25 protein-coding genes are annotated in these 25,076 nt (G+C 70.3%); 11 read left to right on the top strand and 14 right to left on the bottom strand.

Annotation, left to right across the window (positions count from 1 at the left end):
• Positions 1–69: 69 nt before the first annotated feature.
• Complete coding sequence (locus tag DL519_RS07785; RefSeq protein ID WP_190813548.1) at positions 70–1,551, top strand: NAD-dependent succinate-semialdehyde dehydrogenase; 1,482 nt, start codon at positions 70–72, stop codon at positions 1,549–1,551.
• 64 nt (positions 1,552–1,615) lie between these two features.
• Here DL519_RS07785 and DL519_RS07790 read toward each other — a convergent pair whose 3' ends face one another.
• The 4 genes from DL519_RS07790 to DL519_RS07805 all read right to left on the bottom strand — a co-directional run bounded on the left by DL519_RS07790 (position 1,616) and on the right by DL519_RS07805 (position 4,474).
• A complete protein-coding gene (locus tag DL519_RS07790; protein WP_223838549.1) occupies positions 1,616–2,308 on the bottom strand; it encodes a GntR family transcriptional regulator in 693 nt (230 codons plus the stop codon).
• Positions 2,309–2,322: 14 nt separating this feature from the next.
• The gene (locus tag DL519_RS07795) at positions 2,323–3,072 is read right to left on the bottom strand and encodes a maleate cis-trans isomerase family protein (protein WP_190823832.1); all 750 of its coding nucleotides are present in this window, start codon (positions 3,070–3,072) and stop codon (positions 2,323–2,325) included.
• Positions 3,073–3,209: 137 nt separating this feature from the next.
• On the bottom strand, positions 3,210–3,968 hold the full coding sequence (locus DL519_RS07800) for a maleate cis-trans isomerase family protein (protein ID WP_190823833.1): 759 nt from the start codon (positions 3,966–3,968) through the stop codon (positions 3,210–3,212).
• Positions 3,969–3,979: 11 nt separating this feature from the next.
• A complete protein-coding gene (locus DL519_RS07805) occupies positions 3,980–4,474 on the bottom strand; it encodes a DUF3830 family protein (protein ID WP_029535028.1) in 495 nt (164 codons plus the stop codon).
• Positions 4,475–4,743: 269 nt separating this feature from the next.
• On the opposite strand from DL519_RS07805, the gene DL519_RS07810 reads away from it, so the two are divergent.
• A complete protein-coding gene (locus tag DL519_RS07810) occupies positions 4,744–5,721 on the top strand; it encodes a D-2-hydroxyacid dehydrogenase (protein WP_190813552.1) in 978 nt (325 codons plus the stop codon).
• Positions 5,721–7,139, top strand: a complete 1,419-nt coding sequence (locus DL519_RS07815; RefSeq protein ID WP_190813554.1) for an amidase — start codon at positions 5,721–5,723, stop codon at positions 7,137–7,139. Before DL519_RS07810 ends, DL519_RS07815 begins: the two co-directional genes overlap by 1 nt.
• 11 nt (positions 7,140–7,150) lie before the next feature.
• Here DL519_RS07815 and DL519_RS07820 read toward each other — a convergent pair whose 3' ends face one another.
• On the bottom strand, positions 7,151–8,116 hold the full coding sequence (locus DL519_RS07820) for a YeiH family protein (protein WP_190823834.1): 966 nt from the start codon (positions 8,114–8,116) through the stop codon (positions 7,151–7,153).
• Positions 8,117–8,297: 181 nt separating this feature from the next.
• Here DL519_RS07820 and DL519_RS07825 point away from each other — a divergent pair, with 181 nt between their 5' ends.
• Entirely contained in the window at positions 8,298–9,212 is a 915-nt protein-coding gene (locus tag DL519_RS07825) for a LysR family transcriptional regulator (RefSeq protein WP_190823835.1), read from the top strand.
• A 6-nt stretch (positions 9,213–9,218) separates the two neighbouring features.
• Here the strand turns inward: DL519_RS07825 and DL519_RS07830 are convergent, their stop codons facing one another.
• Positions 9,219–10,649 (bottom strand): aldehyde dehydrogenase family protein, encoded by a 1,431-nt coding sequence (locus tag DL519_RS07830; RefSeq protein ID WP_223840225.1) that lies wholly within the window; start codon positions 10,647–10,649, stop codon positions 9,219–9,221.
• Positions 10,650–10,724: 75 nt separating this feature from the next.
• Positions 10,725–12,053, bottom strand: a complete 1,329-nt coding sequence (locus tag DL519_RS07835) for an MFS transporter (RefSeq protein ID WP_223838550.1) — start codon at positions 12,051–12,053, stop codon at positions 10,725–10,727.
• A 67-nt stretch (positions 12,054–12,120) separates the two neighbouring features.
• Here DL519_RS07835 and DL519_RS07840 point away from each other — a divergent pair, with 67 nt between their 5' ends.
• The 4 genes from DL519_RS07840 to DL519_RS07855 all read left to right on the top strand — a co-directional run bounded on the left by DL519_RS07840 (position 12,121) and on the right by DL519_RS07855 (position 13,809).
• The gene (locus DL519_RS07840; protein WP_223838551.1) at positions 12,121–12,831 is read left to right on the top strand and encodes a GntR family transcriptional regulator; all 711 of its coding nucleotides are present in this window, start codon (positions 12,121–12,123) and stop codon (positions 12,829–12,831) included.
• Between the two features lie 155 nt (positions 12,832–12,986).
• Complete coding sequence (locus DL519_RS07845) at positions 12,987–13,175, top strand: hypothetical protein (protein WP_190813558.1); 189 nt, start codon at positions 12,987–12,989, stop codon at positions 13,173–13,175.
• A 33-nt stretch (positions 13,176–13,208) separates the two neighbouring features.
• Positions 13,209–13,535 (top strand): helix-turn-helix domain-containing protein, encoded by a 327-nt coding sequence (locus DL519_RS49755; protein ID WP_223840226.1) that lies wholly within the window; start codon positions 13,209–13,211, stop codon positions 13,533–13,535.
• A complete protein-coding gene (locus DL519_RS07855) occupies positions 13,480–13,809 on the top strand; it encodes a VOC family protein (RefSeq protein WP_397545040.1) in 330 nt (109 codons plus the stop codon). Before DL519_RS49755 ends, DL519_RS07855 begins: the two co-directional genes overlap by 56 nt.
• 76 nt (positions 13,810–13,885) lie before the next feature.
• On the opposite strand, the gene DL519_RS07860 is transcribed toward DL519_RS07855, so the two are convergent.
• The 3 genes from DL519_RS07860 to DL519_RS07870 all read right to left on the bottom strand — a co-directional run bounded on the left by DL519_RS07860 (position 13,886) and on the right by DL519_RS07870 (position 16,364).
• Positions 13,886–15,034, bottom strand: a complete 1,149-nt coding sequence (locus tag DL519_RS07860; protein WP_190813562.1) for an SPFH domain-containing protein — start codon at positions 15,032–15,034, stop codon at positions 13,886–13,888.
• Between the two features lie 16 nt (positions 15,035–15,050).
• Positions 15,051–15,482, bottom strand: a complete 432-nt coding sequence (locus DL519_RS07865; protein WP_190813564.1) for an NfeD family protein — start codon at positions 15,480–15,482, stop codon at positions 15,051–15,053.
• Positions 15,483–15,557: 75 nt separating this feature from the next.
• Positions 15,558–16,364, bottom strand: a complete 807-nt coding sequence (locus tag DL519_RS07870) for a DUF3097 domain-containing protein (RefSeq protein ID WP_190813566.1) — start codon at positions 16,362–16,364, stop codon at positions 15,558–15,560.
• A gap of 140 nt (positions 16,365–16,504) precedes the next feature.
• Between DL519_RS07870 and DL519_RS07875 the strand changes: the two genes are divergently transcribed.
• The gene (locus DL519_RS07875) at positions 16,505–17,278 is read left to right on the top strand and encodes a hypothetical protein (protein ID WP_190813567.1); all 774 of its coding nucleotides are present in this window, start codon (positions 16,505–16,507) and stop codon (positions 17,276–17,278) included.
• A gap of 491 nt (positions 17,279–17,769) precedes the next feature.
• Here the strand turns inward: DL519_RS07875 and DL519_RS07880 are convergent, their stop codons facing one another.
• The 3 genes from DL519_RS07880 to fabG form a co-directional block, all read right to left on the bottom strand.
• A complete protein-coding gene (locus tag DL519_RS07880) occupies positions 17,770–18,789 on the bottom strand; it encodes a ferrochelatase (RefSeq protein ID WP_190813569.1) in 1,020 nt (339 codons plus the stop codon).
• A gap of 66 nt (positions 18,790–18,855) precedes the next feature.
• Positions 18,856–19,623 (bottom strand): enoyl-ACP reductase FabI, encoded by a 768-nt coding sequence (gene fabI / locus DL519_RS07885; protein WP_190813572.1) that lies wholly within the window; start codon positions 19,621–19,623, stop codon positions 18,856–18,858.
• Positions 19,624–20,154: 531 nt separating this feature from the next.
• Positions 20,155–20,859: a 3-oxoacyl-ACP reductase FabG gene (fabG, locus tag DL519_RS07895; RefSeq protein WP_190813574.1), complete on the bottom strand. Its 705-nt coding sequence runs from the start codon at positions 20,857–20,859 to the stop codon at positions 20,155–20,157.
• A 176-nt stretch (positions 20,860–21,035) separates the two neighbouring features.
• Between fabG and DL519_RS07900 the strand changes: the two genes are divergently transcribed.
• Both DL519_RS07900 and trxA read left to right on the top strand, forming a co-directional pair.
• Positions 21,036–23,897 (top strand): FAD-binding and (Fe-S)-binding domain-containing protein, encoded by a 2,862-nt coding sequence (locus DL519_RS07900; RefSeq protein ID WP_190813576.1) that lies wholly within the window; start codon positions 21,036–21,038, stop codon positions 23,895–23,897.
• Between the two features lie 93 nt (positions 23,898–23,990).
• Positions 23,991–24,341 carry a thioredoxin gene (gene trxA, locus DL519_RS07905; RefSeq protein WP_190813578.1) on the top strand — a complete coding sequence of 117 codons (351 nt, stop codon included), beginning with the start codon at positions 23,991–23,993 and terminating at the stop codon, positions 24,339–24,341.
• 1 nt (position 24,342) lies between these two features.
• On the opposite strand, the gene DL519_RS07910 is transcribed toward trxA, so the two are convergent.
• The gene (locus tag DL519_RS07910; protein ID WP_190813580.1) at positions 24,343–25,065 is read right to left on the bottom strand and encodes an MgtC/SapB family protein; all 723 of its coding nucleotides are present in this window, start codon (positions 25,063–25,065) and stop codon (positions 24,343–24,345) included.
• Between the last annotated feature and the right edge of the window lie 11 nt (positions 25,066–25,076).

Genomic DNA, 25,076 nt, shown 5'->3' on the forward strand with positions numbered 1-25,076 from the left:
TCTCCGCTGACATGCAACCATCACCGAGCGTCGCTGTCCACCACCGAGGCAGAAGGGTTCGCCGTTGCCATGACAACCTCAACCGAACAGCACCCCCGAGAGGCAGTCGTCGTCGACGCCGCGCCGAAGCAACTGCTCATCGGCGGCAAATGGCGCAACGCCGACGGGGACCGCAGCTACGAGGTCGAAGACCCCTCCACCGGCCGGGCGCTGTGCTCGGTCGCCGACGCCTCCCCGCACGACGGGCTGGCCGCGCTGGCGGCCGCGGCCGACGCCCAGCCCCAGTGGGCCAAGCACCCGCCGCGCGAGCGCGGCGAGATCCTGCGGCGCGGCTTTGAGCTGATCATGCAGCGGCACGAGGACCTCGCGCTGCTGATGACGCTGGAGATGGGCAAACCGCTGGCCGAGTCGCGCGCCGAGGTCACCTACGCGGCTGAATTCTTCCGCTGGTTCTCCGAAGAAGGCGTGCGCATCGGCGGCGACTACGCGGTGGCGCCCAACGGCAGCGGCCGGTTCCTGGTGATGCGCCAGCCGGTCGGACCGGCGCTGCTGATCACCCCGTGGAACTTCCCGATGGCGATGGGCACCCGCAAGATCGGCCCGGCCATCGCCGCGGGCTGCACCTCGGTGATCAAGCCGGCGCACCAGACGCCGCTGTCGATGCTGGCTCTGGCCGAGATCCTCACCGAAGCCGGGCTGCCGGAGGGCGTCCTCAACGTGGTGACCTCGCGCCACGCTGGCGAGCTGATGGAACCGATGATCCGCGACGGCCGCGCCCGCAAGCTGTCGTTCACCGGTTCCACCGCGGTGGGCCGCAAGCTCATCGAACAGTCCGCCGACCAGGTGCTCAGGGTATCGCTGGAGCTGGGCGGCAACGCGCCGTTCATCGTGTTCGACGACGCCGACCTGGACGCCGCGGTCGACGGCGCGATGCTGGCCAAGATGCGCAACATCGGCGAGGCCTGCACGGCGGCCAACCGGTTCTACGTGCACGCCGACGTCGCTGCGGAGTTCTCCCGGCGGCTGGCCGAGCGGATGAGCGGCCTGCGGGTGGGCCGCGGCGTCACCGACGAGATCCAGGTGGGGCCGCTGATCGACGACGCCCAGCTGGGCAAGGTCACCGACCTGGTCGCCGACGCCGTGCGGCTCGGCGCGGAGGTCGTCACCGGCGGCGGCGTCCGCGACGGTGACGGCTACTTCTACCAGCCGACCGTGCTGACCAACGTGCCGCTGGAGGCCCGGATGGGGCGGGAGGAGATCTTCGGGCCGGTCGCCCCGATCACCACCTTCACCGACGAGCAGGCGGTCATCGCCCAGGCCAACGACACCGAGTACGGCTTGGTCAGCTACCTCTACACCCGCGATCTGCAGCGTGGCCTGCGGGTGTCCGAGGCGCTGGAGAGCGGCATGGTCGGGCTCAACCAGGGGATCGTGTCCAACCCGGCGGCGCCGTTCGGCGGGGTGAAGCACTCCGGCCTCGGCCGCGAAGGCGGCAAGTTCGGCATCGACGAGTTCCTCGAGACGAAATACGTCGCCGTCGGCGGCCTCTGAGAAGTTCGCACGAAGGGGGCGGGCTCCCTCCGCGGTTGGAGGGAGCCCGCCCCCTTCTCTGGCGTCAGCTCGCCATGGAGCCGTTAAGGCGGTCCAGGGCGTCGTTCATGTGCTCCGTCAGCCGCCCCAGCAGCAACTGCTCGTCGCCGGCCTCGATCGCGTCGACGAGGCCCTTGTGCTCATCGACCAGCGCCTGCACGTCCGCGTGGTACTTGTCCTGCAGAGCGGTCAGGCACATCCGCTTCTCCACCAGCAGCGTCTGCGCCATCCGCTGCAGCCGGGGGCTGCCCGACACCCGCACCAGCGTCTCGTGGAACTCCTGGTCGGCGTCGGCCAGCTCGATCGAATCGCCCTTCCCTGCCGCCGCGACCATCCGGCTCTGCGCGGCGGTCAGCTCCGCCACCGCCTCCACCCGGTGGTGTCGCACGATCTGCTCGCACGCGGCGCGCTCCACCGCCAGGCGGGCCAGGTAGATGTCGCGGACGTCCTCGGCGTCCAACGTCATCACGAACAGCCCGCGGTGCGGTTCGCTGCGCAGCAGCCCTTCGGCGACCAGCCTCTGCATGGCCTCCCGTAGCGGCCCGCGGCTGACGCCCAGCCGGGCGGCGAGCTCGGCTTCGCCAAGCTGATTACCAGGTGGCAGCGACCCGTACATGATCGCCGCCCGCAGCCGGTCGGCCACGATCGCCGCGGTCGACTTGCGCTGCACCGGCTCTAATTCACCCGGCTGCGGGTTCTGCTCGTCGGTCCCGAGCACCTGACACCATCTCCTCATTCCGGGGAGGCATTGCGCTCCCCTCCTGTTCCCTCGCGGAACAGCGTTCCCAATCCGTCGTGCACCGCGCGATCACCGGCTAGCCGCAGCGCTTCCCAGACGCTGACCTGGTTGGCCGTGAGCACCGGCTTGCCCAGCCGGTCCTCCAGGTCGCTCAGCCACGCCGCGGTGTGCAGCGCGGTGTCCGGCATCAGCAGCGCATCGGCCCGGTCGTCGTCGTTGGCCGCGGCGAACTCCAGCACCTCGCCGCGCTCGAGTGTGCCGACCTCGGCGGCGGTGATGATGCCCCGGCTGGACAACCGCACCACCTCCAGGCCGGCGGCCTGAAGGAACTCCACGAACTTCGCCGCCACGTCGTCCGGGTAGGTCGCGGCGACCGCCACCCGCCGCAGCCCCAGGCCCGCCGCGGCGTTCACGAACGCGAACGATGTGCTGGAGGCCGGCAGGCCGGTGACCGCCTGCAACTTCTCCACCTGCTCACGGGCACCCTGCCAGCCGAAGACGAAGCTGCCGCTGGTGCACGCCCAGATCACCGACTGCACGCGGTGCTCCAGCAACTGCCGGGCACCGTCGGCGAGCACGTCGTCCGAGCCGATGTCCAGCAGCGCGTCGACCCGGTGCGCGTCCTCGCGCATCAGGGTGTGCACCAGCGGCAGGCGGATGCCGTCGCCGAGCAGTCGTTCGAGGGTGGGGTAGTCGTCTTCGGCGCTGTAGCCGGGGTAGAGAATTCCTGCGGTGTACGACACCGGGAGCTCCGTCCTTTCGTCGACATCGGTTTCCGACACCACCGCGGCGGTTCCGGGCGCCAACACCGGACGACCGGTCGATTGTTGACAATGTTACCGCACGAGTCGTCACGGCTAACTCAATCTTGATGCGATCGTCACGCGGCCGGGGCGTCCACCAACTGCATCAACCGCTGTTCCGGGGCCATCGCCTGCAGGCCCATCTCGCGCAGCGCAGCCCAGATCGTGACCTGGTTGGCCGTCAACACCGGCTTGCCCAGCTCCTGCTCCAGCGGCCCGATGATGTCGTAGGTCGGCAGGTTGGTGCAGCTGATGAACATCGCCTCGGACTCCGGCCGGTCCGCCGAGCGGACGATGTCCACCACCTGCCGGTAGTTGACCTTCCAGATCTGCCCGAGCAGACCCAGGCCGACGCTCGTGACCACCTCGACCCCGTGCTCGTCGAGGAAGCCGTGCAACCGCTCGGTCACGCTCTCCACGTACGGCGTGGCGATCGATATCCGGCCGATGCCCAGCATCTGCAGGGCCCGCACCAGCGCGCCGGAGGCGGTGACCGCGGCGGGCGCACCCGCCTGCAGCATCACCTCGACCAGCGCCCGCTCGCCGGTGGCCCCGTTGACGAAACTGCCGGAGGTGCACGCGTAGGCGACCACTTCCGGCTCCGGAACCAGCAGGTCGCGGGTCGCGCCGTGCACCGCCGCCTCGTCGCTGACCAGACTGGCCTGCTCGACGGTCACCGGCACCGGTACGAACGCCGTGCGCGTCAGGTACAGCGAGACGCCCGCTGGGGTCCACCGCCACAATTCGCGGTCCAGCGCCAGGTCGAACGGGGCGATCACTCCCACGCCGCGTTGCGGCTCCGGGCCCGATACCGCCCCGAGGAAGTCAGGCGGCATGCGCACCCCCGTCAACCCTGGTAGCGGTCGTAGCGGAGGGTTTCGCCGACGCTGCCGGAGCGCCACACGTCGTTGCACGCCTCGGCCATCCGGTCCAACCCCTCGACGATGGTGGCGTAGACGTTGCCCGGCACCCAGCCCACGTCGCCGTTGAGCAGCAAGTTGTTGCGTCCGTAGAAGATGGCCAGGTCGATCACGCCAGGCAGTTCGTGGATGTTCTTCTCCTCCTTGAACTGGCGGTCGAGCATGCCGCCCGGGAAGGAGAAGTACACGACGTCGCCGGGGATCGGAGTGACCGTCGGGTTCTCCTGACCTGGTTCCTCGGCCGCGAACCGAGGCACCATCGTGTAGATCTCGTTGCGCGCGTACTTGGCGTGGTGCACCGGCCCGACCTGGGGCAGCGCCTGCCACACGGCTTCGCAGGTGCGGGGGGCGTCCTTGTCGAGCAGTTCCGCCACACAGGACACACCGCGCTTTTCCAGGGCGATCGACAGGTACCTGGGCATCGTGATCTTCCGTTCGCAGGAGTGGGGGCTGTTGACTCATCTCCTCCGGTCCCGGCCTCCACCCCGGCCCGGCCGGCGAGGTCGGGATTCGCCTCGTCGGCCGAGGGTACCCGTGGATTGTTGACAATCCTACGAACGCTTCTTAGCGTGTCAATGCCCCAAGCCGAACGCGTTTTCCCGTTCAGCGCGGGGGAAACAAACTCTTAACCGGCGCGCCCGACGATCATCGCTGCCCGGCCCCCGCACGCAACAGCCCCTAAGGTCAGGTCATGATCAGCCGCACCCCCACCGTCGTCGTCCTGCACGACAGGAACCCGCCCGCGGAGATGGCCCGCATCCAGGACCACGCCGAGCTCCGCTACGCCGACGCCGACGAGCTAGCCACCGCGCTGCCCGGTGCCGACGTGCTGTTCGTCTGGGACTTCCGCTCCGATGCGATCACCTCGGCATGGCCGCACGCCGACGCGCTGCGCTGGTTGCACGCGGCCAGCGCCGGGGTCGACCACCTGCTGTTCCCCGCCCTGCGCGACTCCGGGGTGCTGCTGACCAACTCCCGCGGCGTCTTCGACCGGCCGATGGCCGAATACGTGCTCGGCGCCGTGCTCACCTTCGCCAAGGACCTGCACACCACCCTGCGGCTGCAAGACCGCAAACAGTGGCGGCACCGCGTGACCGAACGCATCGAAGGCAAGAACGCGCTGGTCGTGGGCACCGGCCCGATCGGCCGGGCCATCGCCCGCCAGCTCACCTCCGCCGGGCTGTCCGTGTCCGGTGCCGGGCGCGTCGGACGCAGCGGCGACCCGGACTTCGGCGACGTGCACGCCTCCAGCGACCTCGCCCACGTCATCGGCGCCTTCGACTACGTCGTGCTCGCCGCCCCGCTGACCGAGCAGACCAAGGGGCTCGTCGACGCCGAGGTCCTCGCCCACTGCCGCCCAGGCGCGAGGCTGATCAACGTCGGCCGCGGCGAACTCGTCGTCGAGACCGACCTGATCGCCGCCCTGCGCGCCGGGAAGCTGGCCGGTGCGGCGCTGGACGTGTTTGAGACCGAGCCGCTGCCGGAGACCTCGCCGCTGTGGGAGCTGCCCAACGTGCTCGTCTCCCCGCACATGTCCGGCGACACCGTCGGCTGGGTCGACGAACTCGTCGACCTCTTCCTCGCCAACCTGCGCAGCTACACCGACGGCACGCAGTTGCGCAACGTGGTCGACAAGCACCGGGGTTACGTCAGCGGAACGGAGCACTGATGGGCAACACCCAGCCGGCCGCCCGAACGGCAGCCGACCTCACCGCCACCGAACTCCTCGCCGGCTACGCCGCCGGCGAGCTGTCCCCGGTGGAGGCGACCGAAGCGGCGCTGCGCCGCATCGCGGACGCGGACGAGGCGGTCAACGCCTACTGCCTGGTCGACGCCGATCGGGCGTTGGAGCAGGCCAGGGCGTCCGAACAACGCTGGCAGCGCGGCGAACCCGCCGGGCGGCTGGACGGCGTGCCGACCTCGATCAAGGACATCTTCCTCACCAAGGACTGGCCGACGCGGCGCGGCTCCCGAACCATCGACCCGCACCAGCAGTGGACCGTCGACGCCCCGGCGGTGGCACGGTTGCGGGAGCACAACGCGGTGTTCGTCGGCAAGACCGCCACACCGGAGCTGGCGTGGAAGGGCGTCACCGACAGCCCGCTGCACGGCATCACCCGCAACCCGTGGGACCCGACTCGCACCGCTGGCGGGTCCAGCGGTGGTGCAGCTGCGGCCGTAGCGCTGGGCATGGCCCCGCTGGCCATCGGCACCGACGGCGGCGGCTCGGTGCGCATCCCTGCTGCGTTCTGCGGCATCGTCGCGCTCAAGGCGACCTACGGCCGGATCCCGCACTACCCCGCCAGCCCCTACGGCACCCTGGCCCACGCCGGGCCGATGACCGCCACGGTCACCGAGACCGCGCTGATGCTCGACGTGCTGTCCGAACCGGACAGCCGGGACTGGTCCGCGCTGGAACCGCCGAGCGGGTCCTTCGTGGACCGGCTCGACTCCGGGGTGTGGGGCCTGCGCATCGCCGTCAGCCTCAACCTCGGCTTCGGCACCTTCGTCGATCCCGAGGTGTCGCGCGCGGTCACCGCAGCCGCCCGGGCCTTCGAGGAGCTCGGGGCCGTCGTCGAGGAGATCGATCCCGGCATCAACGATCCGGTCGAGGACTTCCACGTGCTGTGGTTCGCCGGTGCCGCGAAGTCCGTCGAGCACCTCACCGCCGAGCAGCGGGAGCTGCTGGACCCGGGCCTGCACGAGATCTGCCGGCTGGGGCTGACCTACTCCGCCCAGGACTACCTGGAGGCGACCAACACACGGATGCTCATGGGACAGCGCATGGGAGCGTTCCACCAGACCTACGACCTACTGCTCACCCCGACCGTGCCGATCCCGGCGTTCGCAGCGGGCCTGGAAGTCCCGGCCGGTTCCCCCAGCCCGCGCTGGACGAGCTGGACCCCGTTCACCTACCCGTTCAACATGACCCAGCAGCCCGCCGCGAGCATCCCCTGTGGACTTACCGCTGACGGGTTGCCGATCGGCCTGCAGATCGTCGGCCCCCGCCACGGTGACGCGAAGGTCCTCCGCGCGGCCCGCGCCTACGAGCGGGCACACCCCTGGCAGCGCCCCAGAACCTCCTGATCGGAGCGACTTCACGCCAGGGTGAGCATGGTGGCGAAGCCGAGGCCCGTCACCAGGATCGTGGAGCAGGCGCCGAGCGCGAAAGCCTTGGCGCCGTTTCGCAGCAGCGCCTTGATCCGCACCCCGAACCCCAGCGCGAACAGCGCACCCGTCAGCAGCAGGGTGGTCAGCTGCTTCGCGCCGTCCAGCACGGCCTCCGGCAGCACACCCGCGCTGCGAACCGCCACCGCGACCAGGAATCCGAGCACGAAAAGCGGCATGATCGGTGGCCGCTTGCCGCTGTCGGCGGCGCTGTGGCGGCGCTCCACCACGCTGACCGCGGTCACCATCGGCGCCAGCAGGACAACCCGGCTGAGCTTAATGACCACTGCGACGGCCACCGCGGCCGCGCCGGCCGGCGACGCGGCCGCCACCACCTGCGCCACCTCGTGCACGCTGCCGCCGGCGACACGGCCGATCTCATCGCCCGACAACCCATACCCGACGGCCAACGCGGGCAACGCGAGCATCGAGATGGTCCCGAAGACCGTCACCATCGCCACGCTCGTGGCCACGTCCTCGTCATCGCGCTCGACCACGCTCTCCATCGCCGCCACCGCCGACGCACCGCAGATCGAGAAGCCCGTCGCCACCAGCATCGACAGCCCGCGCGGGACCCCCATCAACCGACCGATCAGCAACGTCCCCACGAAAGTCAGGGCCACGATCAGCAGCACCGCCACCACAGTGCCCGCGCCGAGCCCCAACACCTGCGTCACCGACAGCTGCAAACCCAGCAGCACCACCCCGACGCGCAGCAACGTCTTCGTCGACCACGCGATGCCCGGCCGCGCCAACGCCGGAAAGCCCGGCATGTTGCCGGCCACGATGCCCACGACCACCGCGACGGTCAACGCGCTCACCGCCGGAAACTGCCCGGAGATCGCCATGGACACCGCGATCGCCACGGCGGTGACCGCGAGACCCGGCCACAACACCGCAACGCCTGCACCTGGCTGCTGCGAGCTGAATGTTTTCGTCACCCGTTCAGGCTCGCCACGACGCCGCCCGCGCAGTAGCCATGATCTGCACAGGAGGTCATAGCCAAAGTGCATGCCCGACCAGCGGGACGGGCGGCGAGCAGCCGGATTCACCCGGCTGGTGACCTACCCTGAGGGCATGACCCCGCCCGACCCCGAATCGCTCCGGCTCCTGGTCCTCGTCGGCGAGCTCGGCAGCATCGGAGCCGCAGCGGCCGAGCTGCGGGTCAGCCAGCCCTCGGCGAGCAAGCGCCTCAGCCGGCTGGAGCGCCAACTCGCCCTACCGCTGGTGGAACGCACCCGCCAGGGCTGCACGCTCACCCCTGCCGGGGTCATGGTCTGCGACTGGGCCAAGCAGGTCCTAGCGCACGTCGACGGCCTGATGAACGGCGTGCGGGCGCTGCGTGCCCAGCACGAGGGCAAGCTCCGCGTCGCCGCCAGCATGACCGTCGCCGAATACCTCGTTCCCCGCTGGATCAGCCAGCTGCGCCGCACGCTGCCCGACGTGCACCTGGAGCTCGACGTGGCCAACTCCCTGTCCGTGGCCGAAGCCGTCCGCCACGGACACGCCGACCTCGGCTTCATCGAAACCCCGGTGCCGCCCGAAGGCGTCTCGGTGCGGTTCGTGACCCGCGACCGCATGGTCGTCGTCGCACCGCCGGAGCACCCGTGGGCCCGGCTGCGCCGCCCGCTGACCGCCACCGAACTCGCCGCGACCCCGCTGATCGTGCGCGAACACGGCTCCGGCACCCGCGAAACCCTCTACCGCGCACTCGCCGGAGTCGGTGCCGACCCGGTCACCCCGCTGCTGGAGCTTCGCTCCACCACAGCTGCCCGCAACGCCGTCGTCGCCGGCGCCGGGCCCGCGGTCCTCAGCGTCCTCGCGGTCGCCACCGACCTCGCCGAGAAACGCCTCGTCGACGTCCCCGTCGCAGCGCTCGACCTGCACCGCCCGCTGCACGCGGTCTGGCGCTCCGGCCTCCAGCTCACCGGCTCCGCCGCGGCCCTGCTGGCCACCGCCATGCGCACGCCGGAGGCGAGCCCCGCCGGGTAAGGACCGCTATTCCTCGTCCCAGGCCGACATCACGTGCTTGATCCGGCTGTACTCCTCCAGGCCGTAGCGGCCGAAGTCGCGCGCAGACGCCGAATGCTTGAACCCGCTGTGCGGCATCTCCGCCGTGAACGGGTGGTGCGTGTTGATCCACACCGTGCCGGCCTGCAACCGCCGCGACACCCGCATCGCCCGCGCGTGGTCGCGCGTCCAGATGCTCGACACCAGCCCGTAGCGCACGCCGTTGGCCAGCTCGACAGCCCCCTGCTCGCTGTCGAAGCGCTGCACCGTCAGCACCGGCCCGAGCACCTCGTTCTGCACCAGCTCGTCGTCCTGCTCCACGCCGGCGACCACCGTCGCCTCGTGGAAGAAGCCCCGCTCCCCCTTGCGCCGCCCACCGGTGACGATCCGCGCGTGCTCCGGCAACCGCTCCAGATGCGCCTGCACCATCTCCAGCTGCCCCAGGCTGTTCAACGGCCCGAACGCCGCGTCCAGATCCTGCGGCGGCCCCGGACGCATCGCCTCGGCCCACTCGGCCAACGCCACCACGAGCTCGTCGAACACCGCCGGACCCGCCAGCACACGGCTTGCCGCCGTGCAGCTCTGCCCCGCGTTGCCGAACGCCGCCGCCGCGATCCGCCGGGCCGCCCGCGGCACGTCCGCGTCGTCGAACACCACCGCCGGGGCCTTGCCACCGAGTTGCAGGTGCGCCCGCTTAAGGTCGGAGGCCGCGGAACCCGCGACCTCCATCCCGGACCGGACCGTGCCGGTGATCGAGAACATCCCGGGCACTTCGTGCGCCACCATCGCCCGGCCGCTGTCGCGATCCCCGCAAATCAGGTTCAACGCGCCCGCGGGCAAGAACTGGCCCGCGATCTCCACCAGGAGCGCGGTGCTCACCGGCGTCGTCTCCGCGGGCTTGATCACCACCGTGTTGCCCGCAGCCAGAGCCGGCGCGAACTTCGCCGCGGCCAGCAGCAGCGGATGCGTCCACGACGTGACCTGCGCGCACACCCCGATCGGTTCGCGCCGCGAGAACGACGTGTGCCCCGGCCGGTACTCGCCGCCGGCCCCGTCCTCCTGGACCCGCGCCGCCCCGGCGTAGAAGCGGATCAGGTCCACCGCCATCGGCAGCTCATCGTCGCGCACCACCGACCAGGGCTTGCCGGTGTTGCGGCACTCTGCCACCACCAGCTCATCGGCCCTCTCCTCGACGGCGTCGGCGACGTCCAGCAGCACCTGTTGCCGCTGCCGGGGCGTCGTCTGCGACCAGGATTCGAACGCCGACGCGGCCACCACCATCACCGCGTCGACGTCCATCCAGCGCGTCAGCGGAGCGGTGCCATACTCCTCGCCGGTGCTCGGATCCACCAGCGGTAGCGTCTCGCCGGCCAGGGTGTCGGCGGGCTCGCCGTCGACGAAGTTGTGTAGTTCCAACACCGTGGTCAAAAGATAGGCCTCCATCGCCGGGCCGACCGCCGTTGGCCGACCAGGTGCTACGTCCGCCAACCGACCCTATCCCCACGGGCGAGCGTGTGAAGGCGGCTCGCCGGGGCAGCTCGTCTTCGGCCGCCGCAGCCACTGCGCCAGGGTGCCCACCGCCATGAGGACCAGCACTGGCGCGAACGCCCACCGGTAGGCCTGCGCCGCGGGCAGGTCCGACACCGACTGCAGCACCGCGCCGACCAGCAGCTGGATCAGCACCGCCGCGCTGAATCCGCCCATGTTCACCACACCCGAGGCGGTTCCGCAGCGGTGCGCCGCGTTGGCCATCCGCGCCCCGTCGAAGGCCAGCATGGCCCCGCCACCGCCAGCGCCGATGAACACCAGCGCCACCACCAGCAGCGGCATCGGCAACGTCCCCGGCCAGAGGACCAGCACCGCCCACACCAGCACCACAGCCGTGGACAACCCCAGGGTGTAGCGGTCCCGCCGCTGCGGGCGGCCCGAGATGTACTGGCCCGCGAACAACGAGCCCCCGATGAACCCGAGCACGCTGAGCATCAGCAGCGAACCCACCTCGGCCTGGCCGTGCCCCTGCGACTTCGTCAGCCACGGCCCGCCCCACAGCGTCGTCACCGCCAGGAACTGCGCCATCAGCACGAAGTGCACCCAGAACGAGTGCCTGGTGCCGCGCTGCGCGATCACGTGACGCAACGTGTGCGTGACCCGCTCGCGCAGCTCCGGCGTGTCGTGCGCGGGCTGGGCGTGATCAGGCGGGATGTTGTCGGGGCGGTCCTGGATCGCGAGTACCGCGAGCAGTGTCAGCGCGACCGTCAGGGCGGCCGCCCCGAAGAACGTCGGCACCCACCCCAGGTTGTGCAGCGAAAGGCCCAGCGGCAGCGTCGAGACCACCTGCCCCAGGCCGCCGGCCAACCCCGTAAGGGCCACGACCTTGCCGTACTTGTGCGGTGGGAACCAGAGCGCCGCCAGCCGAAGCACGTTGGTGAACATGAACGCGTCGCCGAAGCCGATGAGTATCCGTCCGGCGATACCGCCGACGATCGAGGTGGTGAGCGCGAACACCGCCGACCCGACGGCCATCGCGACCATGCCACCGGTGATCACCTTCCGCGGCCCGAGCCGGTCGGCCAGCAGCCCCGACGGCACCTGCAGGACCAAGTAGACACCCAGCTGCAGCGCGGAGAACAGCGCCAGGACCGCCGGGCCGGTGTCGAAGCGCCGCAACGCTTCCGGTGCCGCCACGCCGAGGCTGGCCCGGTGGAAAAGCGCCGCGCAATAGCAGAGCGCGCCGACGCCCCACACCAGCCACGCCACCTTCGACGATCTGGGGCGATCGCCCTGCTCCCCGATGGGTGACGCGGTCATGACGGTCTTGGACACCGGAAACTCCTCCCCGGAAATCTTGTATTCACCATAGATACAAGATGGGCGGAAGTAGGATGACCTCGTGTCGAGCGCAACACCACGCGACCCCGTGTCCTCCGCCACTCCCGCCGTACCCGGGCCGCCCGCCGCGGACCGCGCGTATCAGCACGTCAAGGCCGGCCTGCTGGACGGCAGCTACCCCGACGGCGACCTGCTGTCCGAGGGCGAGGTGGCGAACGCGCTGCAGATGTCGCGCACCCCGGTGCGCGAGGCGTTCCTGCGTCTGCAGACCGAGGGGTTCCTGCGGCTCTACCCGAAGCGGGGTGCGCTGGTCGTGCCGGTGACCCCCACCGAGGCCCGGGCGGTCGTGGAAGCCCGGCTCGCGCTGGAGAGTTTCGCCATCGACAAGCTCGCCATGCAGGGCCGGGACGCGATGACCGCCGTCGGCGAGCAGTTAGCCGCACACCCCGCGTGCGATGCCGCCGAGCTCAGCGACGCCGGGATGCACGAGGCCGACCGCGCATTCCACGCGACCCTGGTGGCCGCGGCGGGAAACCCGGTGGTCGCCGAGCTCTACAACGCACTGCGCGACAAGCAGATGCGGATCACCGCCACGGCCCGCACCCACGCCGTGCGCCCTCGCATCACCCAGCAGCACGCACACCTCGCGTCGGCGATCCGGGACGGCGACCCGGAGCTGGCCAAGGCCCGGCTGCGCAAGCACCTGCTCGGCACGGTCCGCGCTTTAGGGGTCGCCGGCGGCCCCTATCTCGACCCGGAATCGGACTTCTGAAGCGGTTCGGCTCTCCTCTCAAGCCTTCGCGACGTCGCCGAGGGTGATTAACTTCGATCGACACTGAAATAATCGTGATTGCAAAACTGACGGGCTGCGGCAGTTTCGCCGGGATTCGCCCCGCTGGCGTCGGACCCGCCGCCTAGCCTCGGGACGTGACCGAGACGCAGTTCGTCAAGGCAACGCCTCCGCCACGGCTGCGGCCGCTGATCAGCGACATCTCCGGATACCGCGTGCGCTCCGCGCCGGGCGTGCACCGCGGCCTCCCGTCGCGGAGCCTGATCGTGATCATCACGCTGGACGAGACGGTGGACGTCACCTTCGACTCGGGCGATCGGTGTTGACCTCTTCGCCGTGCCAAGCTTCTCGGCAGGGTGATGCGCTTCGAACGCGCCCGCCGCCAGCTGATCGCCGGGAACGTCGGAAGCCTCGCCGACATCGCGGCGGACTCCGGTTACAGCGACCAGGCCCACTTCAACCGGGACTGGCGGGAGTTCACCGGCGTCGCGCCGTCGCGCTGGATTGCCGAGGAGCTTCCATTCGTCCAAGGCGCGGCGCATCTCGACGACGCATCCTGGCGCCATGACGACGAACGCAACGCGAACCGCGATCTGGCCCCTGATCCCCTACGCCGACAAGAAAGCCGGCATCCGCTTCCTGATGCAGGCGTTCGGATTCGAGGAAACCCTGATCGTGCCCGGTGAAGGCGGTGAGATCGTGCACGCGGAACTCCGCTGGCCGGGCGGCGGCGGCATCATGATCGGCACCTGCGACTCCGGAAGCCCCTTCGCCAAGCCGAAGGGCTCGGGCGCCGCCTACGTGGTTACCGGCGACCCCGACGCGCTGTTCCAACGCGCCGTCGCCGCCGGCGCCGAGATCGTCCATGAACTCGTGGACCAGGGCTATGGCTCGCGGGAGTTCTCTGTCCGGGATCCGGAAGGCAACAGCTGGAGCTTCGGGACATACGCGGGCAGCTGACCGCCGAGCCCCTCGATGCGGCAACGAAAAGGCTCGGCGGGACGTTCGGTCCCGCCGAGCCTCGGACGAACTCCGCTCAGCCCTGCTGCGGCGGCGGCTCCGGCAACGCGGTGGGGGCGATGCCCGGGCTGGGCACCTCCTTGCGCGCCACCGCCTCGGCCGCCCGCACCGCTTCCGCGACCTCCGGGGTCGTCGAGGTGTCGAACCAGGACTTCACCGACTCCTCTTCCTCCTCCGGAGCAGCGGTCGGCGGCTCCTCCTTCGGCGGCTCGTAGCGGAACACGCCGTCCTCGCCGGGCGCGCCGAGCATCCGCGCGAAGCCCTCCAGGGACTTGCCGAAGTCGCTGGGCACCACCCAGACCTTGTTCGCGTCACCCTGCGCCATCTGCGGCAGGGTCTGCAGGTACTGGTAGGCCAGCAGCTCCGGGGTCGGCTTGCCGCGCTTGACCGCCGCGAAGACCTTCTCGATGGCCTTGGCCTGCCCCTGCGCCTGCAGGTACCGGCTGGCCCGCTCGCCCTGCGCCCGCAGGATGCTGGACTGCCGGTCGGCCTCGGCGGTTAGGATCGCCGCCTGCTTCTGGCCCTCTGCCGCGAGGATCGACGCCTGCTTCTGCCCCTCCGCGGTCTTGATCGCCGATTCCCGGGTGCCCTCGGCGTTGAGGATCATCGCGCGCTTCTCCCGGTCGGCGCGCATCTGCTTCTCCATCGAGTCCTGGATGGACGGCGGCGGATCGATGGCCTTGAGCTCGACCCGCGCGACCCGGATGCCCCAGCGACCGGTCTCCTGGTCCAGCACCCCGCGCAGCTGCGTGTTGATCTTGTCGCGGGAGGTCAGCGTCTCCTCGAGGCTCATCGCGCCGACCACGTTTCGCAGCGTCGTGGTGGTCAGCTGCTCCACCGCGATGATGTAGTTGGAGATCTCGTACACCGCAGAGCGCGAATCGGTGACCTGGAAGTACACCACCGTGTCTATGGACACCGTCAGGTTGTCCTGGGTGATCACCGGCTGCGGAGGGAACGAGACGACCTGCTCGCGCAGGTCGATCCGGGCCCGCACCCGGTCGAAGAACGGCACCAGGAAGTTCAGCCCGGGCTCGGCCACCGACCGGAACTTCCCGAGCCGTTCGATCACCGCTGATTGGGCCTGCGGCACCACCATCACCGACTTTACGGCGATGATCAGCACCAGCAGCACCACGACCACTAGCACGATCAGTCCGGTCATGCGTACATCCATCTCCTCACAACTCGGTCCCCACGACGGCGGTCGCGCCTGCGATCTCCACGACGGTGACCGTCTGGCCGACCTCGATAACTTGGGTTTCGTCGAACGCCCGAGCCGACCAAAGCTCGCCATTGATGCGCACCTGACCGCCGTGCGCATCCACAGTGGATTCCACCAGGGCGTGCTTGCCGACTAGCGCGTCCACATTGGTCTTGAGTTCACCGGGGTGGTGCATCCGTCGCTTCAGCGCCGGTCGCGCCAGGAAGATCAGCCCCAGCCCCAGCACCGCGAACACCACGGCGTCTACCGGCAGCGGAGCGCCCAGCACCGAAGCACCCGCGGCGCCCAGAGCCGCGGCGCCCAGCATCACCAGGACGAAGTCCCCGGAGAGCACCTCGGCACCTACGAGCAGCACCCCAGCGATGAGCCACAGCAGCGCGGGTGTCATGTCTCCCATGGTGGCAGACGCGAACAGGCCCCGGCTGGCCGATTCGTTGGGTGTGATCAACGCGTGATGTCGGGCTCAGCCGTCCTCGGTGACGAAGTCGATCAGCCGCTCGACCGCGGTCAGCAACGGGGTCTCCACGTCGCGGAAGTTCGACACCGACGAGAGGACCCGCCGCCAGCCGTCGGCCGGCTCGGGCCAGCCCAGCTCCGCGCAGACCCCCTGCTTCCAGTCCGTCCCGCGCGGCACCCGCGGCCAGCCCACGATACCCAACGCCTGCGGCTTGACCGCCTCCCAGATGTCGACGAACGGGTGGCCGGTGATCAGCACGTGCGGGTCGTCGATGCCCTCCACGAGGCGGGACTCCTTGCTGCCGGGCACCAGGTGGTCCACCAGCACCCCGACCCGCCGCCCCGGCTCGGGGGCGAACTCGGCCAGCAGCCCGGGCAGGTCGTCGACGCCGTGCAGCGGCTCCACGACCACGCCCGCCACCCGCAGGTCGTGCCCCCAGATGCGCTCGACCAGCTCGGCGTCGTGCTGGCCCTCCACCCAGATCCGGCTGCCCCGCGCGGTGCGCGCCCGCAGGCCCTCGACCCGCACCGACCCGGACGCCGAGCGCGTCGGCTTCGCCTGGGCAGCGCCGCGCACCGGCACCAACGTCGCGGGCTCGCCCTCGAACAGGAACGCGGCCGGGCGCATCGGGAACAGCCGCTGCTTGCCGTGCCGGTCCTCCAGCACGACGGTGCCCTTCTCCACCCTCAGCACCGCGCCGCAGAAACCGCTCGCCGGGTCTTCGACCACCAGGCCAGGTTCGGCGGGGATCTCGGGCACCTTCCGCCGTCGCGGGCCCGCGAGGATGTCCTTGCCGTAGTTGACCGAACGCACGAGGCGTCACGGTAATCCGATCGTGGACAACTTGGTGTGCGGCGCGCCGCCGAAGCGCAGATCACAGTGGAACGCCCCCGGACGACAAGGCGGCGGTCCGATCCGTACTCTCTGTCGACGTGCCTTGCCCAAGCGCCACGATGGTTGTCTGGACGTCCGCCTGGCTGCACGGTGCAGCCGCTTCGGACGACGTGCTCGATGCCCTGCAGACCTGGGCCGAGTCGCAGGAGCTGCAAGCCGCCGACGCGGATCTGGCCGCGCGGCTGGACCTCCCCGGCCCGCAGGAGACCCCGGCCGGTCCGGCGCTGCTGCTGGCAGCGCTACGCAAAGCCGGGGCCGGCAACAGCGAGCTGGTGCTGCCGGTGCCCGGCGACGCCCGCGGCCTCGGCGGCTCGAGCCCGTTCGCGAAGCTTGCGATGCGCGTCGGCGAAGCCGTCGTGCTGCCGCAGGCCGGGATCGGGCTGGTCCCGCAGCGCATCGCCGAGGGCATCCTGCGCTGGACGGCGTTCGAAATCGGCGATCTGCCGCCAACCGAACATTTGCCGATCGGCGAGGCCGAGCACGGCATGGCCTCGGCGATGCGGGAAGCGGCCAGCGCGCTGATCGACCTCGGTGTGGCCAAGCACCGCCCCGGGGTGCGGGAGGAGATCGGCAAAACCGTCGCGTCCCGCCCTGCGCCGCCGTGGCCGGAAGGCGTGCCGCAGCGCACCCTCCGGATCCTGCAGCGAGCCACCGAGGTCGAGGCGATCCTGTGGGTGGCCACCGAGGACGCGCCCGGCGCTGCCATGTCCGCCTCGGCGATCCGCGGCCGAACGGAAGCCCTGCGCCCGCTGTTCGACGCGGTCCGCGCCGCCCGCCGGGCGTCGGTCGCCGAGATGGTCCGTATCCTCGCCGACCGAGCGGAGAAGTCCTGACCCACCCGTTCCTGGAAACCTGAAGGACACCTTTCGCCAAATCACCTGCCAAATCACCTGGCAGTAGGTGCCCTTCACCCGGAAGGATGGCCCACCGTCAGTGGCCGGTCAGCGAGTTGAACAACAGGCTGGTCTGCGTGCTCGTCACTCCCGGTACGTCACGGATTGATGTCCCAGCGGTACGAGCAGCTGCTCGCCGGCGGCGTGCCGGTGACCGCGCTGAGCCGCTGCGCGGTCGCCCTGGCCACCTTGCCGAGGATCACCGCTCACCACCCAGAGAACGAAGTCATCGGTGTCGAAATCGGCGAGTTCGAATCGCCCGCAGATGCGGCGGGCAACCCCGGTCATCGATGCGTTAGAACCGATCCTTCAAGCCGTCGCGCGTCCCGAATGACCAACTGGGTGAGGCCGAGGACGCGCTCCGGGCGATGTCCTCGGCCTCACCGCGCCCCTCAAGGCGGAACAGGTGTCCTCCACGCGGAACCGGCCCGTCAGCAACCGGGGGCGCAGGGTTCACCGTTGGTGGTGGAACCTGCTGCTGGCATGGCGGAGAGCTTCCGCGGCTCGACGCCGTCGGTGTGCTCGGCGATGAGTTCGACGATCAGCTTCGCGAACCGCGGGTCCGGACCGGCCGTCGCCGCGCGGGCGAGGCCCATGCCCAGCTCCGCGGCCTTGTCCTTGGCCTCGTTGTCCAGGTCCCAGATCACTTCCAGGTGGTCGGAGACGAAGCCGATCGGGCTGACCACCACCGCCTGGACGCCCTTGGCGTGCAGGTGCTCGATGTGGTCGCAGATGTCCGGCTCCAGCCACGGCACCTGCGGCGGGCCGGACCGCGACTGCCAAACCACGTCGTAGTCAGCCTCCCCGACCGCCTCGGCGACCAGCCGCGACGCCTCGGCGACCTGGCGGGAATACCACTGCGGCGCACCGTCCGGTCCCTCCTGCCCATCGGCCCTCAGCGGGATCGAGTGCGCGGTGAACACCAGGCGCGCCTGCTCGCGCTGCGCCGGGTCCAGCTCGGCGAACGCGCGGCGCACCGCGTCGGCGTTGGCCTCGACGAACAGCGGGTGGTCGAAGAACTGCCGCAGCTTCACCAGTTCCGGGGCCCGGTCACCGACTGCGGCGCGGGCCCGCGCGATGTCCTCGTGGTACTGCTTGCAACCTGAGTACCCGCCCCAGGCGGAGGTGGCGAACACCAGTGCGCGGCGCACCCCGTCGTCGGCCATCTTCGCGACGGTTTCCTCGACCATCGGGTGCCAGTTACGGTTGCCGAAGTAGACCGGCAGCTCCCGGCCCTGCGCGGCGAGTTCCGCCTCCAGGGCCGCAATGATGTCCTTGTTGAGCCGGTTGATCGGCGACACCCCGCCGAAGTGGTGGTAGTGCTCGGCGACCTCGTCGAGGCGTTCCGGCGGCACTCCCCTGCCTCTGGTCACGTTCTCCAGGAACGGCCGGACTTCATCCGGGCCTTCGGGGCCCCCGAACGACAGGAACAGCAACGCATCAAAGCTCACCCGACCATGATGCCGCCGCGCGACGAGCGCCCGCAGCCGGGGCACCGGCCGCGGGCGCGTCGCAACTCAGATGCCAAGGGCGTGCACGCCGCCGTCGACCATGATCATCGAACCGGTGGTCTTGGGCAGCCAGTCCGACAGCACCGCGCACACCGACTTGGCCACCGGGGTGGGGTCGTTGACGTCCCAGCCCAGCGGGGCGCGGTCGCCCCAGCCGGCCTCCAGGTCGGCGAAGCCCGGGATCGACTTGGCCGCCATCGTCCGCACCGGACCGGCCGACACCAGGTTGACCCGGACGCCCTTCGGCCCCAGCTCGCGCGCCAGGTAGCGGGAGGTCGACTCCAATGCGGCCTTGGCCACGCCCATCCAGTCGTAGGCGGGCCAGGCGACGCGGGCGTCGAAGTCCATGCCGACGATCGAGGCGCCGTCGCTCAGCAGCGGCAGCGTGGCGGAGCTCAGCGACTTGAACGAGTACGCCGAGACCTCTAGCGCGGTCGAGACGTCCGACCATGGCGCCGCCAGGAAGTCCCCGCCCAGGCAGGACGCCGGGGCGAAGCCGATGGAGTGCAGCACGCCGTCGAGGCCGTCGACGTGCTCGCGCACCCGGTCGGCGAGGCTGTCGAGGTGCTCGTCGCTGGTCACATCCAGCTCCAGCACCGGCGCGGGCTTGGGCAACCGGCCGGCGATGCGCTGCACCAGGCTCATCCGGCCGAACCCGGTGAGCACCACCTCGGCGCCCTGCTCCTGGGCGACCTTGGCCGCGTGGAACGCGATCGAGGCGTCCGTGATCACGCCGGTGATCAGAATCCGCTTGCCTTCGAGCAATCCGCTCACGTGTTTCCTGCTTCCTATTCATTGACCACGGTGGATAACCGCTGGATGGGTTCGCTCTCCGCGCACACGCATAAAGGCGTTGCGCTGGAGTCCTGGTCCGGCAGTCTGGACCGTTGGCGTTCGTCACGTTCCCGCAAGGTTTGTCTCACCCGCATGTGTGGCGTAAACAAGGTGATGTCGGGGTCACCTACCCTCAGCAGGACATTGATCGCAGCAGCATGATCCGCGTGCCACGCGACCCCACACCGAGTGCAATAAAGGCGGTCCCGCGACGGTCCCCAAGGAAACTCGTCCAGGGCACGACTTGTGCCGTGTAGGCAGCATTGACCAGCCGCAACGCAGAACCTCCGCGCTCACAGCAACCGAGACGAGAACACCCGCACGATCGACGCCGAGTCCGGTCGCGGCTGTCCTGCGCTGCCGCCGGGTGTTGGGCATCTGGCCCCAACCAACGCCGCCATCATTGCCAATGAGCATCGGACCAAGGAATGCCTTGTGCCAGGCCACTGCGTCCGTCCAACCGGACCGGACTCAGTGGCCCATCCCGAGGCCGCCGTCGACCGGGATCACCGCGCCGGTGACGTAGGCCGCGGCGTCGGAGGCCAACCACTCCACAGTGGCCGCGATCTCCTCGGCTGCGGCGAACCTGGCCAGCGGGATCTGGCCGAGGATCTCCTTCTTGCGGTCCTCGGGCAGCGCGTCGGTCATGTCCGTGGTGACGAAGCCGGGCGCCACCACGTTGGCCGTGATGCTGCGCGAGCCGAGCTCCCGGGCGATCGAGCGCGCCAGGCCCACCAGGCCCGCCTTGCTCGCCGCGTAGTTGGCCTGCCCGGCGCCCCCGGAGAGCCCGACCACCGATGAGATGAAGATCATCCGGCCCTTGCGGTTGCGCAGCATGCTGCTGGCCGCCCGCTTGGCCACCCGGTACGAACCGGCCAGGTTGGCGTCGATGACCCGGGTGAACTGGTCCTCGCTCATCCGCAGCAACAGCGTGTCGTCGGTGATGCCCGCGTTGGCCACCAGCACCTCGACCCGGCCGTGCGCGGCTTCCACCTCGTCGAAGGCCGCGACCACCTGCTCCGGGTCGGTGACGTCGCACTGCACCCCGAACAACCCCTCCGGGGCGCCCGATCCGCGGTGCGTGACCGCGACCTTGTCCCCGGCGGCCTGGAAGGCCTTCGCGATGGCCAACCCGATGCCGCGGTTGCCGCCGGTCACCAGTACGGACCGTGCCACTGTGGATCTCCCCTCGAACAATGCCCAAGATTCGTTTCAGCCGCGACATTATCCGCTCACGATCCCCGGCCGCTCGTCGCCTCCATACAGAAATACCTGCACCGTGTCGTGGTCCCCCTACAGCGACCGGGGCAGGCAGACTGCGCTACAGGAGCCCCGACCCAGGAGGCGCTTTCATGGCCACCTCGTTCGACGACCTCACCGCCGAGCTGCGCGGCGCGCTGTCCTGCCCGGTTCGTTTCGACCCCGGCACCCGCGCGCTGTACTCCACCGATGCGTCCAACTACCGCCAGGTCCCGATCGGCGTGGTGCTCCCCCGCACCGAGGACGACGTGGCCGCGGCGGTCGCAATCGCCCGGCGGCACGGCGTGCCGATCACCGGCCGCGGCGCGGGCACCAGCATCGCCGGGAACGCCGTCGGTCCCGGCCTGGTGCTCGACTTCTCCAGGCACCTCAACCGAATCCTGGACATCGACCCCGAGCGGCGGCTGGCCCGCGTGCAGCCGGGCGTCGTGCTGGATTCGCTGCGGTCCGCGGTCGCCGGTCACGGCCTGACCTTCGGGCCGGATCCCTCCACCCACAGCCGCTGCACGCTCGGCGGCATGATCGGCAACAACTCGTGCGGCACGCATTCGGTCGCCTGGGGCAAGACCGTCGACAACGTGCATTCGCTGGACGTGCTGCTCGCCGACGGCACCCGACTGCAGCTCGGCGCGACCTCGCCGGCCGAACTGGACCGGCTGTGCACGCGCGGCGACCGGACGGGGCGCCTCTACCGGGAGCTGCGGGCGCTGCGCGATGACGCCGGCGGCCTGGTTCGCCGCTCGTTCCCGGACCTGACCCGGCGGGTGTCCGGCTACAACCTGGACCAGCTGCTGCCGGAGAATGGGTTCCACCTGGCCCGGGCCCTGGTCGGCACCGAGGGCAGCTGCGCCGTTGTGCTGGGCGCGACGGTCCAGCTGGTGCCCTCACCGCCGGTCCGGGCGATGACGGTGCTCGGCTTCCCCGACACCTACGCCGCGGCCGACGAGGTGCCCCGGCTGCGCGGGTTGGACGCGCTGGCGATCGAGGGGCTCAGCGCCGAACTAGTGGGCGTCGTGCGCCAGCGCAACCCCGGCTCGCCCGCATTGCCGCTGCTGCCCGGCGGTCGGAGCTGGCTGCTGGTGGAATCCGGCGGAGCCGACCAGGGCGGGACCGAGGCGGCTGCGAAGCGCATCGCGGAGGCGATGGGTGAACGGGCGGAGAGCGTGATCCACACCGCCCCGGCCCGGATGGCCGCGCTGTGGAAGATCCGCGAGGAAGGCTCCGGCTACTCGACGCGGATGGCCGGTTCCGAGCGGTGGTCCGGGTGGGAAGACGCCGCCGTACCGCCCGAGCGCCTGGGCTCCTACCTGCGGGAATTCGACGCGCTGCTGGCCAGGTTCGGCCGCCGCGGGGTGACCTACGGCCACTACGGGGACGGCTGCATCCACGTCCGGATCGACTTCGACCTGCTGTCCTCCCCCGGCGCGACCGAGTACCGGGCCTTCCTGGAGGCGGCGGCGGACCTGGTCGTCGCGCACGGCGGTTCGGTCTCCGGCGAGCACGGCGACGGCCAGGCGCGGTCGGCGCTGCTGACCCGGATGTACCCGCCCGAGGTGATCGATGCGTTCGAGCGGTTCAAGACCGCCTTCGACCCCGACGACCTGCTCAACCCGGGCCAGATCGTGCGCCCGCGCCCGGTCGACGCCGACTTGCGGCTGCTGGTGGCCCCGCCCCGGCTGCCGAGCCGGACCACGCTGGCGCTGCACGCCGACTCCGGCGATCTCGCGGCCGCGACCCGGCGCTGCGTCGGGATGGGCAAATGCCTGAACACCACAGGCGGGGTGATGTGCCCGAGCTACCGGGCCACGAAGGAGGAGAAGCACTCCACCCGGGGTAGGGCGCACCTGCTGTTCGAGATGCTGGCCGGTCGTGTCGTCCGCCGCGGCTGGCGTTCGCCGGAGGTCCGGGACGCGCTGGACCTGTGCTTGTCGTGCAAGGGCTGCAAGTCGGACTGCCCGGTCGATGTCGACATGGCGACTTACAAGGCCGAGTTCCTGCACCACCACTACCGGCACCGCGTCCGCCCAGCCTCGCACTACTCGATGGGTTTCCTGCCGCTGTGGTTGCGCTTGGGGCAACGCGTTCCGAAGCTGACGAACCGGGTGCTCGCCGGACCGCTGGCCCCAGTGATCAAGCGGCTCGGCGGCATCGACGCCCGGCGCGCTGTCCCGGAGTTGGCGCCGCAGACACTACAGGCGTGGTGGTCCGGGCGACGCCCGATCGCCGACGCCACCACCCGCGTAGTGCTGTTCCCGGACACCTTCACCAACCACTTCGATCCGCAGATCGGCCGGGACGCCGTCGCGGCCCTCGAAGCGCTCGGCCACGCTGTGGAGATGCCGCGCGAGCCGGTCTGCTGCGGGCTGACCTGGCATTCGACCGGGCAGCTCGGCATCGCCCGCTCGATGGCCCGCCGCACGGCCCGCCTGCTGCACCCCCGAGTCGACCAGGGCCTGCCCGTCGTCGGCCTGGAACCCAGTTGCACCGCCTTTCTGCGCAACGACGCGCTGGAACTCGCGCCGCACGACCCGGACGTCGCGGCGCTGGCCGCGGCGACCAAGACATTCGCCGAATGGGTCGAACCGACCCGCCCGCAGTGGCGGCGAGCAGAATCCGGGCCGGAGGCGCTGGTGCAGGTCCACTGCCACCAGCACGCGGAACTTGGCTTCGCCGCCGATCAGGCCACATTGGACGCCACCGGAACCCGCGCGCGGGTGCTGGATTCGGGCTGCTGCGGCCTGGCGGGGAACTTCGGCTTCGAACGCGGCCACTACGACGTCTCGATCGCCTGCGCCGAACAAGCCCTGCTCCCGGCCGTGCGAGCGGCCGACCCGGGCACTGAGATCGTCGCCGACGGCTTCAGCTGCCGAACCCAACTCCGCCAGACCAGCGAGACCGAGCCGGTCCACCTCGCCACCCTCGTCGCCCGCGCTCTCGACGTCAGCGGGTCTTGACGCGGGGGGATGGATGCGATACCGGGCCGGGGAATGCGAGGCCGGTGCCCCGTGTTCCCCGGGTACGCCCGCAACCAGCCAGGAGGAAATCAGATGGCAACGGTCGAGCTGACCACCGAGAACTTCGACGAGGTCGTCTCCGGCAACGAATTCGTGATCATCGACTTCTGGGCCGATTGGTGCGGCCCGTGCAAGATGTTCGCGCCGGTCTTCGAACGCAGCGCCGAGAAGCACGACGACATCGTCTTCGCCAAGGTGGACACCGAGGCCCAGCCGCAGCTGGCCGGAGGCTTCGAGGTCCGCTCCATCCCGACGCTGGCGATCGTCCGCGACAACGTCCTCGTCTTCCAACAGCCCGGCGCCCTCCCGGAGAACGTCTTCGAAGACCTCATCCGCCAGGCCCGCGAACTCGACATGGAAGAAGTCCGCAATAGCGCGAAGTGAGCTAGAAGCCCGGTTCGAAGGCCTCCCCGACCGCGGTGTGCAGGACGCCTGGCAACGCGCTGATCTCTTCGACCAGCACCGCTGCCGGGGCTTTCCCTCGCAGCCTCAGCGCGACCACGGCGGTCCGCTGCTGCTCGTCGTCGGTGTCCTCGCGTTCCACTTCCAGATCCATCACGGTCCACCCGCGGCTGGTGCACAGCGTCAGCACGCTGCGCAGCACGCCGTATCCGTCGAGGTAACCGATGCGCAGCACCTGCGGCTCCCGCAGCGACTTGCGCATCAACCGCAGCAACCGCGGATATCCCATCGCCACGAGGAAGTGCACCGCCGTCACCGCCGTGGCCAGCACCACCAGGCCGCTGCCGCAGGCCATGCCGACCGCGGCAACCACCCACACCGTGGCCGCGGTGGTCAGGCCGCGCACCGCGTCGCGGCGTACGAAGATCAAGCCACCGCCGATGAACCCGATGCCCGAGACGATCTGCGCCGCCACCCGCGACGGGTCGAACGAGACCCGGTCGAGCACCAGCAGATCGCCGAAGCCGTACTTGGACACCAGCATGAACAGCGCCGCGCCGACGCCCACCAGGGCGTGCGTGCGGAGTCCGGCGCTCTTGGCCCGGATCTCCCGCTCCAGCCCGATCAAGCTCGAGAACAGCAGCGCAGTGCCCAACTCGACGAGCAGTGGAACCTCGCCCAACCCGGCTACAACCGCACCAGACATCCCTGGAACGT

It is taken from the genome of Saccharopolyspora pogona, assembly GCF_014697215.1.
In the GTDB taxonomy this organism is placed as follows: domain Bacteria; phylum Actinomycetota; class Actinomycetes; order Mycobacteriales; family Pseudonocardiaceae; genus Saccharopolyspora; species Saccharopolyspora hattusasensis.

Excerpts from the sequence above, each read along its gene's own strand:
- trxA (WP_190813578.1), top strand. The coding sequence starts at position 23,991 with ATGGCAACGGTCGAGCTGACCACCGAGAACTTCGACGAGGTCGTCTCC.
- DL519_RS07875 (WP_190813567.1), top strand. The coding sequence starts at position 16,505 with ATGGTTGTCTGGACGTCCGCCTGGCTGCACGGTGCAGCCGCTTCGGAC.
- DL519_RS07910 (WP_190813580.1), bottom strand. The coding sequence starts at position 25,065 with ATGTCTGGTGCGGTTGTAGCCGGGTTGGGCGAGGTTCCACTGCTCGTC.
- DL519_RS07805 (WP_029535028.1), bottom strand. The coding sequence starts at position 4,474 with ATGCCCAGGTACCTGTCGATCGCCCTGGAAAAGCGCGGTGTGTCCTGT.
- DL519_RS07810 (WP_190813552.1), top strand. The coding sequence starts at position 4,744 with ATGATCAGCCGCACCCCCACCGTCGTCGTCCTGCACGACAGGAACCCG.
- DL519_RS07785 (WP_190813548.1), top strand. The coding sequence starts at position 70 with ATGACAACCTCAACCGAACAGCACCCCCGAGAGGCAGTCGTCGTCGAC.
- DL519_RS07900 (WP_190813576.1), top strand. The coding sequence starts at position 21,036 with ATGGCCACCTCGTTCGACGACCTCACCGCCGAGCTGCGCGGCGCGCTG.
- DL519_RS07815 (WP_190813554.1), top strand. The coding sequence starts at position 5,721 with ATGGGCAACACCCAGCCGGCCGCCCGAACGGCAGCCGACCTCACCGCC.
- DL519_RS49755 (WP_223840226.1), top strand. The coding sequence starts at position 13,209 with ATGCGCTTCGAACGCGCCCGCCGCCAGCTGATCGCCGGGAACGTCGGA.
- DL519_RS07860 (WP_190813562.1), bottom strand. The coding sequence starts at position 15,034 with ATGACCGGACTGATCGTGCTAGTGGTCGTGGTGCTGCTGGTGCTGATC.
- DL519_RS07825 (WP_190823835.1), top strand. The coding sequence starts at position 8,298 with ATGACCCCGCCCGACCCCGAATCGCTCCGGCTCCTGGTCCTCGTCGGC.
- DL519_RS07800 (WP_190823833.1), bottom strand. The coding sequence starts at position 3,968 with ATGCCGCCTGACTTCCTCGGGGCGGTATCGGGCCCGGAGCCGCAACGC.
- DL519_RS07865 (WP_190813564.1), bottom strand. The coding sequence starts at position 15,482 with ATGACACCCGCGCTGCTGTGGCTCATCGCTGGGGTGCTGCTCGTAGGT.